We start from the raw sequence: 12,554 nt of genomic DNA on the forward strand, positions 1-12,554 counted from the left end.
GGACGCTGTCGCGCGCCGCCCGCTACCCCGGCCGGCACACCGATATTTCTTCTTTGTTCAAATACCTTGCCGGGGGTCTGGGGGATGCAAATCCCCCAGCGATCGCCGGAGGCAGAAGAAAACCTCAATCCCGGTCGCCCCGGAGCCGGCGTCCCATAGGGGACTTCGCGGTTTTCCGTTTCTTCAGCCGCCCGTTTTCGGCGCGGCAAATCCCGCCAGCGTTTCGTAATCCCCGACGATGGCGCGAAGCTCTTCCGGGGTGGCGATGTCGTGAATATCGGCAAACCTGTCCGGGGCGCGGTTCTCGACGAAATCGATCACGCCCTCCGGCCCGCCTGAGCGGTTCGCCGCGACGATCGCCGCCGTCGCCGGGCGGCGTTTCGCGTCATAAGCCTCCAGCGCCTGAACCACATCGCCTCCCTGCGCCAGCCGGTCGGCCAGATCGCGGGCGTCAAGGATCGCCTGGCTCGCGCCGTTCGAGCCAACCGGATACATCGGATGCGCGGCGTCGCCCAGAAGCGTAACCCGCCCATGCGACCAGCGGGGCAGGGCGTCGCGGTCGCACATCGGATAGACGAAGATTTCACCGGTCGCGCGGATCAGATCCGTGATATCCAACTCGGGAACAGACAGATGCCCTTCGGCCATCCGCAGCGCCTCTTCCGCGGGGGCCTTGCGCGACCAGTCCTCGCGCGTGGGGATCGGGGCCGAGCCATCTCCCAGCCGGGAACAGACAACCCAGTTGGTCAATGCCTCATGGGGCCGGTCGGGGTCATGCGTGATCGGGTACAGCACCAGCTTGTGCCGCATCCCGCCCGCCACGATCATCGAGGCGCCGTCAAGGAAACGCGGCCACCAGACGGCGCCGCGCCACATCAGGACACCGTTCCATTGCGGCGCCCCCTGATCGGGATAGAAATTGCCGCGCACCACCGAATGGATGCCGTCGGCCCCGATCAGCACATCTCCGGTTTCCTCGAAGCGCGATCCGTCGCGCGATTCGAAGTGTGCAGTGACCTTTTCGGCGGATTGTTCGAACGACACCAGCCGCCGGTCGCTGCTGATCGCGTCCGGGCCAAGCCGGTCCAGAACCGCGTCATGGATGACCTTTTGCAACCTGCCGCGATGGATCGAGAATTGCGGAGAATCCAGTCCGGCCCAGATCCCGCGCGGCTGCGCCACGATATCCTGCCCGCGCCCGGTCTTGTAGATCAGCCGCCGCGTACGCACCGCCACCGCGTCAAGCGCGGGCAGAAGGCCCAGTCGTTCCAGTTCCGCAATCGCATGGGGCAGGGTGTTGATGCCGACCCCCAATTCGCGGATCTCGCGCGATTGTTCGAAGATATGCGCATCTATTCCACGCTCATGCAGCATCAGGGCCAGTGTCAGGCCACCTATGCCGCCCCCCGCGATCAGTATTTTCATGCGTTCCCCCCTTTTGTCCGGCCGTGACGGTCAGTCGTCCAGAACCGCCGTCGCCTCGATCTCGATCAGAGCCTCGTCCTCGATCAAGGCGGCGACCACGACCATCGTCATTGCCGGAAAATGCCGTCCCAGAACCTTGCGATAAACTTCGCCCACTTCTTTCTGCCGGGCAAGATATTCGGCCTTGTCGGTGACATACCATGTCAGGCGGGTGATATCCTGCGCCCGGCCGCCCGCTGCCTCGATGATCGCCATGACATTGCGCAGCGCCTGTTCCATCTGCCCGATGAAATCGTTGCTTTCGAATTCCTGCCGCTCGTTCCAGCCGATCTGGCCGCCGGTGAAAAGCTGCCGGTCCCGGGTCAATACGCCATTGGCATAGCCTTTTGGCGCAGCCCAGTTTTCGGGGGTGATGAAGCGATGTCCCATCTATTCTTCCTCATTTTTCAGATATGGCTTGAATGCATGGCGGAGATCACCGGACCACGGGCAAGGGCGGCCCTGCGCGTCGACCAGAACCAGCACCGAGCGGAAGATCATCCGCAATTCCTGCCCCGCGCTTGCGACGATCCGCAAATGCGCGCTTGCCTTGCCCAGCTGCGCCAGCCACAGCGCAAAGCGCAGCCTGTCGCCATGCCGCGATGGATGCGTGAAACGCGCCTCAAGCTGGGCGGTCGGAACAGCGCCGCCGTGGTGAAGCTGTTCGAACGGATGGCCGATATGATCGAAGAATGCCTCGACTGTATCGTTCATCATCTCGAAATAGCGGGGATAGAAGACGATGCCCGCCGGATCGCAATGCCGGAACAATATCTTTTCGTCCCGCAGGAATGCGTGGTCGGGAATGGTGATATCGGTGCGAAGGGTCATCAGTCCTGCCTGTCGCGCAGGCGGAAACGCTGGATTTTCCCGGATTCCGTTTTGGGAAGCGCGGTCACGAATCTGACCGAGCGGGGATATTTGTAGGGCGCGATTTCCGCCTTTACATGGGCCTGAAGCAGCTTGACCATATTTTCGTCGCCAATCTGTCCTTCGGACAGCACAACATGCGCCTGAACGATCTGGCCGCGCGCGTCATCCGGCGCGGCCACCACCGCGCATTCCACCACGGCGGGATGGGATAAAAGCGCCGCTTCGACCTCGGGTCCCGCGATATTGTAGCCTGCGGAAACGATCATGTCATCGCTGCGGGCGGCGAAATGCAGATAGCCGTCCTCGTCCATCACGAATGTATCGCCGGTGATGTTCCAGCCGTCCCGCACGTAATCCGCCTGCCGGTCGTCTGCCAGATAACGGCATCCGGTCGGACCGCGAACCGCCAGCCGCCCGGGTTCTCCGGTGGGAACGGGTTCGCCGTCTTCGTCGATGATCTTTACCTCGTAGCCATTGACGGGCCGGCCGGTACATGCGGGGCGATGATCGTCGAAACGGTTCGAGATGAAGATATGCAGCATCTCGGTCGCGCCGATCCCGTCCAGCATGGGCTTGCCGGTCTTGGCCATCCATTCCTCGTAAACCGGTCCCGGCAGGGTCTCGCCCGCGGAGACGGCGGCGCGCAGGCTGGACAGATCGGCCCCCTCATCCATGGCCCGCAGCATGGCGCGGTAAGCCGTGGGGGCGGTAAAGCAGACGGTGGCGCGGAATTTCTCGATGATCTCGATCATATTGGGTGGCGATGCGGTTTCCAGAAGCGTGGCCGTCGCGCCGAAACGCAGGGGGAAGACGGCCAGCCCGCCAAGCCCGAAGGTAAAGGCAAGCGGAGGTGAGCCGACGAAGATATCTTCAGGCGTGACCCCAAGGATTTCCTTGGCATAGCCGTCAGCAATGATCAGCAGGTCGCGATGGTAATGCACCGTCGCCTTGGGCCTGCCTGTCGTCCCCGAGGTGAATCCCAGCAGCGCCACATCATCGCGCGAGGTCTGGACGGAATCGAAACTGACGGATTTCTCAAGCGCCAGCCGGTCGAGTTCCGCATCATGGTTCGAGGTGCCATCAAAGCCGACCACGGATTTCAGATAGGCGGATTCCTTCGCGCAGCTTACCAATTCATCCATCAGTCTCGTGTCGCAAAGCGCGTGGGTGACCTGTGCCTTGTCCACGATCTTTGCCAGTTCGCCCGCCCGCAGCATGGGCATGGTATTGACCACCACCGCACCGGCCTTCGTCGCCGCCAGCCAGACCGCGACCATGGCCGGGTTGTTGGCCGAGCGGACCAGAACCCGGTTGCCCGGTTTCACGCCAAGATCCTCGACCAGCACATGGGCCAGCCGGTTGGTCCAGTCCGCAAGTTCCTTGTAGGTGCGGCGGCGACCGTTTCCGATCAGGGCGGTATGGTCGCCGAAGCCTTGCGCGACCATGCGGTCGGTCAGTTCCACGCCGATATTGATCTTTTCGGGATAGTCGAACCCGGTCAGCAGGAAATCCGGCTGCGCCTCGGGCGGCGGCAGATTGTCCCGCGTGAATGTATCGACATGGGCTGTATAGCCAGACATCGTCAACTCCCCCTCAGTTGATCCAGAACCTGCCGCGCAATGATGATCCGTTGCACGTCGGACGCGCCCTCATAGATGCGCAGGGCACGGATATCGCGGTAAAGCGCCTCGACCTTCTGGCCGCAGCGCACCCCGTCGCCGCCATGCAGCTGCACGGCGCGGTCGATTACCTGCTGGGCCTGATCGGTCGAGAACAGCTTGGCCATTGCCGCCTCGCGGCTGACCCGTGCCGCACCCTGATCCTTGAGCCATGCGGCGCGATAGATCAGCAATGCGCTTGCATCCACATCCACCGCCATATCGGCGATATGCGCCTGTACCATCTGCATGTCGGCAAGCGGCTTGCCCCCGATTTGCCTTTCGGTCACGCGGGTCACTGCCTCGTCAAGCGCACGGCGGGCAAAGCCAAGCGCGGCGGCGGCGACCGTGGTGCGGAAGACGTCCAGCACCGACATCGCCAGTTTGAACCCCTGACCCGGTGCGCCGATCATGGCCGAGGCGGGCAGGCGCAGATCCGAGAAGCGCAGCCTTGCCAGCGGATGCGGGGCCATGACCTGCAACCGCTCGACCACCTCGAAGCCGGGCATGTCAGGGGTGACGATAAAAGCCGATAGCCCCCTTGCCCCCGGTGCTTCGCCGGTGCGGGCGAAAACCGTGTAAAGATCGGCGATTCCGCCATTGGAAATCCAGGTCTTTTCGCCGTTCAGAATATAGTCGTTGCCATCACGCGTGGCTGTCATAGTTGAATTCGCGACATCGGAGCCCGATTGCGGTTCGGTCAGGGCAAAAGCGGATATCGCCTTGCCCGTCGAGGTCAGGGGCAGCCATTGCTGCTTTTGCTCGGCCGTACCGAAAAGCGAGATCGCTCCGGTTCCCAGCCCCTGCATCGCGAAGGAGAAATCCGCGAGCCCGTCATGCCGTGCCAGTATCTCGCGCGACAAGACCAGTTTGCGCACATCCAGCGGCGCGCCATCCGGGCTTGCGGTATGTTTCAGCCAGCCTGCCCGGCCCAGTTCCGCGACCAGCTTTCGGCAGGTGCTATCGGTATCGGCATGGTCGATACCGGTCAGATTGCCGCTTGCCCAATCGTCCAGATCGCGGGCGAAATCGCGGTGATGCGGTTCGAAAAACGGCCAGTCCAGAAAGCTGCGATCCGCCATCAGTTCCCCTCGAATACCGGTTTGCCCTTGGCGACAAAGGCGTTGTAGGCGCGGGTAAAATCCTCGGTCTGCATGCAGATCGCCTGCGCCTGCGCCTCGGCCTCTATCGCCTGCTCGATGGACATCGCCCATTCCTGCGCCAGCATCGTCTTGGTCATCATATGGGCGAAATTCGGCCCCGCCGCGATACGTCGGGCTATCTCGGTCGCCTCGGCTTCCAATGTGTCAGCAGCGACCACCCGGTTGTAGAAACCCCATGCCGCGCCTTCCTCGGCGCTCATCGCGCGCCCGGTGTAAAGCAGTTCCGCCGCGCGTCCCTGACCGATGATCCGGGGCAGGATGGCGCAGGCGCCCATGTCGCAACCGGCCAGCCCGACGCGGGTGAACAGGAATGCGGTTTTCGCCTCGGGCGTGGCGATCCGCAGATCCGAGGCCATGGCGATGATCGCGCCCGCACCTGCGCAAATCCCGTCGATGGCCGAGATTACCGGCTTGCCGCAATTCACCATCGCCTTGACCAGATCGCCGGTCATCCGGGTGAAGCGCAGCAATTCCTTCATGCTCATCCCGGTCAGCGGGCCGATGATGTCATGAACATCGCCGCCCGAACTGAAATTGCCGCCATTCGGGGTAAAGACCACGGCGCGGACATCGTCGGAATAATGCAGGTTGCGGAACCAGTCGCGCAATTCGGCATAGCTGTCGAAGGTCAGCGGGTTCTTGCGTTCAGGCCGGTCGAGATTGATGCGGGCAATGCCGTCTTCGATCCGGCAGGTGAAATGTTGAACGTCACTGCGCATGGCTGCTTCCTTTGCAGATTTTGGCGGAATATTCGCCCGTGCCGCTGGGGCCTTGCGCGGAATCAAGGGCCACAGGCCCGCCGCGCAGCGCCCGACCGCCCCGTCGTGCTGTGTACGCAATTGCCTGACGGGCGGGTGCCTTCGTAACGTTCTTCTGCGGGTCGAGCGTCGTGCGGGGGCGCGGCATAATGTGACGACCACTACGGTTGACGCCCACCCGACGGACGGGCACTACGCGGCTCTCGTTGGTCTGGGGGTGCCCGGCTCTGAAGGTCCTTAGCACGCTCACACCTCACCCCCCGACAGGCTCAGCGCATGACCGTTCACCGATGCTGCAGCCTCCGAGCAAAGCCACAGCGCGGTGCCCGCAACCTCCGCCACGTCGATCAGGCGTTTCTGCGGGTTTCCGGCGATCAGGGCATTCCTTGCGGCATCCTCATCCGCTCCGGTCTTGTCCATGATATTCCTGATCGAAGCTTGCAAAAGCGGGGTGTCCATGAAACCCGGGCAGATCGCGTTGACCGTCAGCCCGGTTCGCGCCAGTTCCTGCGCAAGCGCCCGTGTCAGGCCGATGACACCATGTTTGGCCGCGCAATAGGGCGCGACATAGGGATAACCTTTCAGACCGGCGGTCGAGGCAATGGCAAGCAGCCTTCCCCACCCGGCGGTTTTCATCTCCTCATGCGCCGCCTGCCACAGGTTGAACACGCCCTCCAGATTGACCTCTAGCGAGGCTTTGAAATCCGCCACCGTTATCTTGCGGAACGGGGCGCTTGGCGCGGCACCCGCATTGGCGATGGCGATGGCGACGGGGCCATGTTCGGCACGGGCGGCGGTCAGAGCTGTTTCCAACGCGTCACGGTCGGTGACATCGGCGGTGACGGCAAAGGCTCCGGTTTCCGCCGCTATCGCCTGCAGGGGCTCAGGACGGCGGCCGATAATGGTCACCCGCGCATCCGCCCGCGCGAATTGTCGCGCGATTTCGGCGCCTACGCCCGAACCGCCGCCGGTGATGACTGCATGCTTGCCCGCAATACTCATACCTGCACCGTCTCCGCTTCACGATCGGCCAGCCGCCATGCCTGATCGCGGCCTGCCTGATAAGGCAGGGGCCATTCCTCGTGCCGGTCGCCGATGGCGGCTGCCTCGTGCAGCGTCCAATAGGGATCGGCCAGATGCGGTCGTGCAAGACAGACCAGATCGGCCCGTCCGGCCATCAGGATGGAATTGGCGTGATCGGCTTCGTAAATATTGCCGACGGCCATGGTCGCGATGCCGGTTTCATTGCGAATCCGGTCCGAGAACGGCGTCTGGAACATCCGGCCATAGACGGGCCTTGCCTGCGTCGAAGTCTGACCGGCGGAAACGTCGATGATGTCGGCTCCGGCGTCGTGGAAGGCGCGGGCGATGGCTACTGCCTCCTCCGGTGTCACGCCATCCTCGCCGACCCAGTCATTCGCCGATATCCTGACCGACATCGGCTTGTCCCCGGGCCACGCCTCACGCATGGCGCGGAACAGTTCCAGCGGATAGCGCAGCCGGTTTTCCAGAGAGCCGCCATATTCGTCCTGACGGATATTGGACAGCGGCGAGATGAAGGACGACACCAGATAACCATGCGCGGCATGCAGTTCGATCATGTCGAAACCGGCGCGTTCCGCCATCTGCGTCGCCGCCACGAATTCGTCGCGGATCCGGTCCATATCTTCTCGGGTCATCTCGCGCGGGGTCTGGTTGCGTGGCGACCACGGGATGGCCGAGGCAGACAGTAATTCCCAGTTATCCGCCTCAAGCGGCGCGTCCATTTTCTGCCAGCCAAGCTGGGTGGAGCCCTTGCGGCCGGAATGACCGATCTGGCAACAGATCTTCGCTGCGGTTTCTTCGTGGATGAAATCCACGATCTGCCGCCATTTTGCTTCATGTTCCGGGGCGTAGAGGCCCGGGCATCCCGGCGTGATCCGGCCTTGGGCGCTGACACATGTCATCTCGGTAAAGATCAGCCCGGCGCCGCCCTTTGCCCGCTCTCCCAGATGCACAAGATGCCAGTCGGTCGGGCAGCCGTCCTGCGCCTTGTATTGCGCCATGGGCGACAGGACGATCCGGTTTTTCAATGCCATGTTGCGCAGTTTGAAAGGTGCGAACATCGGCGCCCGCACCGGCTCTGCCGGTCCGCCGGCATGGGTCTGGAACCAGCGTTCCGCGCCTTTCAGCCATTCGGAATCGCGCAGGCGCAGATTCTCGTGACTGATCCGCTGCGACCGGGTCAGCAGCGAATAGTTGAACTGCACCGGGTCGAGATTCAGATAGCGCTGCACATCCTCGAACCATTCCAGAGAGTTGCGGGCAGCCGATTGCAGGCGCAGCACTTCCAGCCGCCGCTCGTCCTGATACAGCCGGAACGCCTGTTCCAGGTCAGGCTGCGAGGTCACGTAATCGGCCAGCGCAATCGCGCTTTCCAGTGCCAGCTTGGTGCCCGATCCGATCGAGAAATGCGCGCTGGCCGAGGCATCGCCCATCAGCACGATATTCTCATGGTGCCATTTCTCGCAAAGCACGCGCGGGAAGTTCAGCCATGCCGAGCCACGGATATGGCCGGCATTGGTCATCAGGCTGTGCCCGTCCAGATGATTGCGGAAAACCTTTTCACAAACGGCGATGCTTTCATGCTGGCTCATCTCGCCGAAACCATAGGCGTCCCATGTCGCCTGATCGGTTTCGACGATGAAGGTCGCGGTATCCTCGTCGAACTGATAGGCATGGGCCCAAAGCCAGCCCTTGTCGGTTTCCTCGAAGATAAAGGTAAATGCGTCGTCGAATTTCTGATGGGTGCCAAGCCAGACGAATTTGCAGGCGCGCAGATCGATATCGGGCCTGAACTCTGCGGCATATTCCTGCCGGATCCGGGAATTCACGCCGTCGCAGGCCACGACCAGATCGTAATCCCGCGCATAATCTGCGGCGCTTTCGACCTCGGTTTCGAAGCGCAGCTCGACGCCCAGTTCCCGCGCCCGTTCCTGCAACAGCAATAACAGCTTCTTGCGCCCGATCCCGCAGAAGCCATGCCCGGTGGAAACCAGTTTTTCGCCCCGGTAATGAACGGCGATATCGTCCCAATAGGCGAAATGAGCGCGAATTTCCGCGGCACTTTTCGGATCGTTCCGATGCAGATTGTCCAGCGTTTCATCGGACAGCACGACGCCCCAGCCGAATGTATCGTCGGGGCGGTTGCGCTCGATCACCACGACCTCTGATTCGGGTTGGCGCAGCTTCAGCGAGATCGCGAAATAAAGCCCGGACGGGCCGCCGCCTATACACGCTACGCGCATCGCCATGATCCTCCGCTTCCACTTCATACTGCTGGGGAAAAGTAGAAGAGAGGGCTGGTTATTTCAACTAAAAAATTTTAAGCTTGAAATAATTATGGGCCGCAGGCGATGTCAGCACGCTGAAGACGTTTTCGCCTTGAAAGTTTTCGGTCTGACGTGAAACCTTGTTCTGCGAAGGGAAGAGGATCGCATGCTTGAAGGTAAGCAACCGGACGAAAAGCAAGATTTCGCTTCGTCAGACGATGGCGCCCTGGCCGTGCGGCGGCTGAAGCTGTGGATTCGGATGCTTGGCGTCACCCGGCTGGTCGAGAACCAGCTTCGCGAGTTTCTGCGCGTCGGCCATGACACGACCTTGCCGCGCTTTGACGTGATGGCGACGCTGCACAGACGCCGCGATGGGCTGAGCATGACGGAACTGTCGCGGACCCTGCTGATTTCGAATGGTAATGCGACGGCGGTGGTGGATCGTCTGGTCCGGGACGGGCTGGTGCGGCGCATTCATTCCGACACGGACCGCCGCCGCGTCACCGTGATCCTGACGCCCGAGGGGGTGACGCAATTCGAGGCTTTGGCCGTCAGGCACCGCGCCACGATCGATCGCCTGTTCGCCCAGCTTGACGACGAGGATCTGGACATGATGCGCGACGTGTTACGGCGTCTGCGCGGTGATCTGACCGGCGAAAGTGGCGGGTAGCGCGGTTGTAGCGAAGGCGGCCGCGTTAGAGCGTAGGATGGGTTATATGTGAGCGGAGCTTTGCGGGACGAAGCTGTCCTCGATCATCAACGATCCAATGCCCGCAATCGGTATATTCGAAGCGTCGAGACATAAAACGGTATCAAGTGCTTTAGCGCCTCATTGGTTGTCTTTGAATATGCCGGACGGCATACTGTCAGAATGATGAAAAGCCATGACGCTTATATAGCCGCCGCGCCGGAACAGTTTCGCGCCATGTTGGGTCAATTGCGTGCACAGCTATCACAGGCACTGCCAGATGCCGAAGAAGTCGTTAAGTACGATATGCCCGGATTTCAGATCGAAGAAACGATCATCGCGGGCTATGCCGCCTTTAGTAAACAATGTGGTCTATATGTTGACCCGGGCGCAATTGCTGCCCATGCCGACGAGATCGCCTCTTTGAAACTCAAGGCAACCAAGACCGGAGTTACGTTCTCGGTGAGTAAGCCTATCACTGGTGAGTTAGTTGAGAAATTGGCAGTTAGTTCGCGCAGGAAAAAGGGATTCTAGCGACCGTTTTCGACAACTCAAAATGCGGTTTGCAAACCGGCGTGAACTCGGAGCGTTCGGCCAAAGCGGACATCAGCTAATCACGTTCCGGATGTCGCTATGGCTTCAGAGAAAACTCTACCCGCGCCGATCTCTGCCACGCGCGAAATCCTTCCCCGGCGCCTATCCCTCACGGACATGCCTCGTTTCCGGGCCTGCATTCATCATTTATCGTCCGGATCCGGTGGTCGCGGCTTGTCCTTTCCATCGGCGGGCTGCTTTCGCTCGCGCTCCATGCCTTCAGGATATGTCTTCCGTTCCTGCGCAGGTTGTCCGGGGATGCGCTGTTCATCGTCGTGATCACGGTTTCGGGCTTTGCGGGCCATCTGTATTTCTCCTGATCAGGATGAAAGGGAAACCGGCTGGCAGTCCTCATGGTTCCATCAGAGCATCAGATGACGCGCCATCCATTCTGCAAACTGGTGCGATGGAAGGGTATGCGTCTCGCCTATCTGCCGGTACTCCCGCCGCAGATGCTGAAGACCCGGGGCGATTTTACAGGCACAATATACGGCATTGCATCGGAAGAGCGCGGTATCAGACCCATCTCAACCCGACTTGCCCTGATATTCATCATTCGTCAGCCGAACTGGTTCAAAGACCAAGGATTTCCTTCGCCTCGGCGAGTGCGTCAACCGCAGCCTGATGATTGCCGGCATCATGCTCTGTCTCTCCGAGGGCGCGTAATTCTTTCACCTTTGCCAGATCGGCTTCCGAGAGCGAGGCGGTTTCCAGCGCGGCGTCGATTTCGCTCATATCCTGGGGGCAATGGAAGGCAAGGGCGGGGCTGGCAGCGAACGCGGCGAAGGCCACGGCGAAGCTCAGGCGTTTCATGACGATGTTCCTTTCATCTTTCGTGGCAGTGGCAGCACTATATCACATAAGGCCGCAATCGAGATAGCGCGGCATGTGGTTGGCGGGCGTGTCATGGTACCCCGATTGGGGCCGCCCTTACTTCTGCGTCTGCAATGAACCAGCGCCAAGTGAATCCTGCGTCCGATTGGCCGGTTCCGGTTCCTTCGCTTCCGGCCGTTCCAGAGTCCTGCCTGCGCCGATCGCGTCCAGCACATTCTCGCTGGGCACGAAGAACAGAGCGCCCGTCACCGCTGTCGAGACATCGAGGATGCGGTCGTAATTCCCCGGCGGCAGGCCGATGAACATGTTGTTCAGCATCGTCTCGATCCGGCCGGGCTCGCGGGCATAGCCGATGAAATAGGTGCCGAACTCACCCCGCGCGGGGCTGCCGAAAGGCATGTTGTCGCGCAGGATCTGCAGCTGGTTGCCCTCGGCGTCACTGATGTTGGTCAGCACGTTATGAGCATAACTTGCCTTCTCGGCATCGGGAAACTCGATGTCTGACAGCTTGTGCCGTCCGATGACGCGCTCTTGCGCCTCGACCGTCATTGCTGTCCATTTTGCCAGATCATGCAGGTATTTCTGGGTGATGACATAGCTGCCTCCGGCAAAGACCGGCTCCTCGGGTCCGATGATCACTGCGGCGGTCCGATCGGCGCCGTTCGGATTCTCGGTCCCGTCCACGAAGCCCAGAAGATCGCGATTGTCGAAGAACTTGAAGCCCTGCGTCTCGTCTTCGACGGTCGAGATCGGGCCAAGACGCAGCATGATCTGGCTGGCCAGTTCGAAACAGAAATCGGGCCGCTCGGCGCGGATGTGGAGCAGCATATCGGCCGGTGTCGATGGGGCGTGATGGGCGCCCGCGATCTCGCGGAAGGGGTGCAGGCCCCGTGGGCGCGCGCCCATGCTCAGCCGGTCCCACAGGGCCGAGCCGATCCCGATCACGCAACTCAGCCCCGCCGCGGGGCTGCGAAAGCCCACGGCGCGGACCAGCGAGGGCAGGTCGGCGCAGAAATCGCGAAACCTGTCCAGCGCGGCATCTTCCCGGTTCAGCGTCAGCGTCAGGAAGATAGCGTTGGAGGTCAGTGAGCCTTCGGCAGGCTGGCTTGCGATGGGCGTCATTGTCATTCCCCTGCTGGCGTAGGTTCGGATAAGCCCTTTCTGATGGCTTGCGGAAGTATCTACCTTCAACATCCCGGATGTCACGAGAC

At 61.4% G+C, this 12,554-nt stretch carries 13 protein-coding genes; 2 read left to right on the plus strand and 11 right to left on the minus strand.

All coding sequences use genetic code 11. The features are described from left to right. Window positions 1-183: 183 nt before the first annotated feature. The 8 genes from D3P04_RS01890 to D3P04_RS01925 all read right to left on the minus strand — a co-directional run bounded on the left by D3P04_RS01890 (window position 184) and on the right by D3P04_RS01925 (window position 9,203). Window positions 184-1,425 (minus strand): flavin-dependent oxidoreductase, encoded by a 1,242-nt coding sequence (locus D3P04_RS01890; RefSeq protein ID WP_119745321.1) that lies wholly within the window; start codon window positions 1,423-1,425, stop codon window positions 184-186. A gap of 30 nt (window positions 1,426-1,455) precedes the next feature. Beyond that, window positions 1,456-1,854 (minus strand): RidA family protein, encoded by a 399-nt coding sequence (locus tag D3P04_RS01895; protein WP_119745323.1) that lies wholly within the window; start codon window positions 1,852-1,854, stop codon window positions 1,456-1,458. Beyond that, window positions 1,855-2,295, minus strand: a complete 441-nt coding sequence (locus D3P04_RS01900; protein WP_119745325.1) for an acyl-CoA thioesterase — start codon at window positions 2,293-2,295, stop codon at window positions 1,855-1,857. It abuts the gene before it with no gap. After that, complete coding sequence (locus D3P04_RS01905; RefSeq protein WP_119745327.1) at window positions 2,295-3,917, minus strand: AMP-binding protein; 1,623 nt, start codon at window positions 3,915-3,917, stop codon at window positions 2,295-2,297. The genes D3P04_RS01900 and D3P04_RS01905 overlap by 1 nt, the downstream gene beginning before the upstream one ends. Before the next feature lie 2 nt (window positions 3,918-3,919). Continuing rightward, entirely contained in the window at window positions 3,920-5,077 is a 1,158-nt protein-coding gene (locus D3P04_RS01910; RefSeq protein ID WP_119745328.1) for an acyl-CoA dehydrogenase family protein, read from the minus strand. Beyond that, window positions 5,077-5,907 carry an enoyl-CoA hydratase family protein gene (locus D3P04_RS01915; RefSeq protein WP_269902615.1) on the minus strand — a complete coding sequence of 277 codons (831 nt, stop codon included), beginning with the start codon at window positions 5,905-5,907 and terminating at the stop codon, window positions 5,077-5,079. Before D3P04_RS01915 ends, D3P04_RS01910 begins: the two co-directional genes overlap by 1 nt. Before the next feature lie 255 nt (window positions 5,908-6,162). After that, window positions 6,163-6,918 (minus strand): SDR family NAD(P)-dependent oxidoreductase, encoded by a 756-nt coding sequence (locus tag D3P04_RS01920; RefSeq protein ID WP_119745332.1) that lies wholly within the window; start codon window positions 6,916-6,918, stop codon window positions 6,163-6,165. Next, complete coding sequence (locus D3P04_RS01925) at window positions 6,915-9,203, minus strand: bifunctional salicylyl-CoA 5-hydroxylase/oxidoreductase (protein ID WP_119745646.1); 2,289 nt, start codon at window positions 9,201-9,203, stop codon at window positions 6,915-6,917. Before D3P04_RS01925 ends, D3P04_RS01920 begins: the two co-directional genes overlap by 4 nt. Before the next feature lie 190 nt (window positions 9,204-9,393). On the opposite strand from D3P04_RS01925, the gene D3P04_RS01930 reads away from it, so the two are divergent. Both D3P04_RS01930 and D3P04_RS01935 read left to right on the plus strand, forming a co-directional pair. Next, the gene (locus tag D3P04_RS01930; protein ID WP_119745334.1) at window positions 9,394-9,897 is read left to right on the plus strand and encodes a MarR family winged helix-turn-helix transcriptional regulator; all 504 of its coding nucleotides are present in this window, start codon (window positions 9,394-9,396) and stop codon (window positions 9,895-9,897) included. A gap of 201 nt (window positions 9,898-10,098) precedes the next feature. Then, window positions 10,099-10,449 (plus strand): iron chaperone, encoded by a 351-nt coding sequence (locus D3P04_RS01935; protein WP_220475243.1) that lies wholly within the window; start codon window positions 10,099-10,101, stop codon window positions 10,447-10,449. 203 nt (window positions 10,450-10,652) lie between these two features. Here D3P04_RS01935 and D3P04_RS23225 read toward each other — a convergent pair whose 3' ends face one another. From D3P04_RS23225 to D3P04_RS01945, 3 genes are all read right to left on the minus strand, one after another. Continuing rightward, window positions 10,653-10,814 carry a hypothetical protein gene (locus D3P04_RS23225; RefSeq protein WP_182912703.1) on the minus strand — a complete coding sequence of 54 codons (162 nt, stop codon included), beginning with the start codon at window positions 10,812-10,814 and terminating at the stop codon, window positions 10,653-10,655. Window positions 10,815-11,082: 268 nt separating this feature from the next. Next, window positions 11,083-11,322 (minus strand): hypothetical protein, encoded by a 240-nt coding sequence (locus tag D3P04_RS01940; protein WP_119745336.1) that lies wholly within the window; start codon window positions 11,320-11,322, stop codon window positions 11,083-11,085. A gap of 117 nt (window positions 11,323-11,439) precedes the next feature. After that, complete coding sequence (locus D3P04_RS01945; RefSeq protein WP_119745338.1) at window positions 11,440-12,465, minus strand: Dyp-type peroxidase; 1,026 nt, start codon at window positions 12,463-12,465, stop codon at window positions 11,440-11,442. Between the last annotated feature and the right edge of the window lie 89 nt (window positions 12,466-12,554).

The organism is Paracoccus onubensis (genome assembly GCF_003591515.1).
Lineage (GTDB): Bacteria > Pseudomonadota > Alphaproteobacteria > Rhodobacterales > Rhodobacteraceae > Paracoccus > Paracoccus onubensis.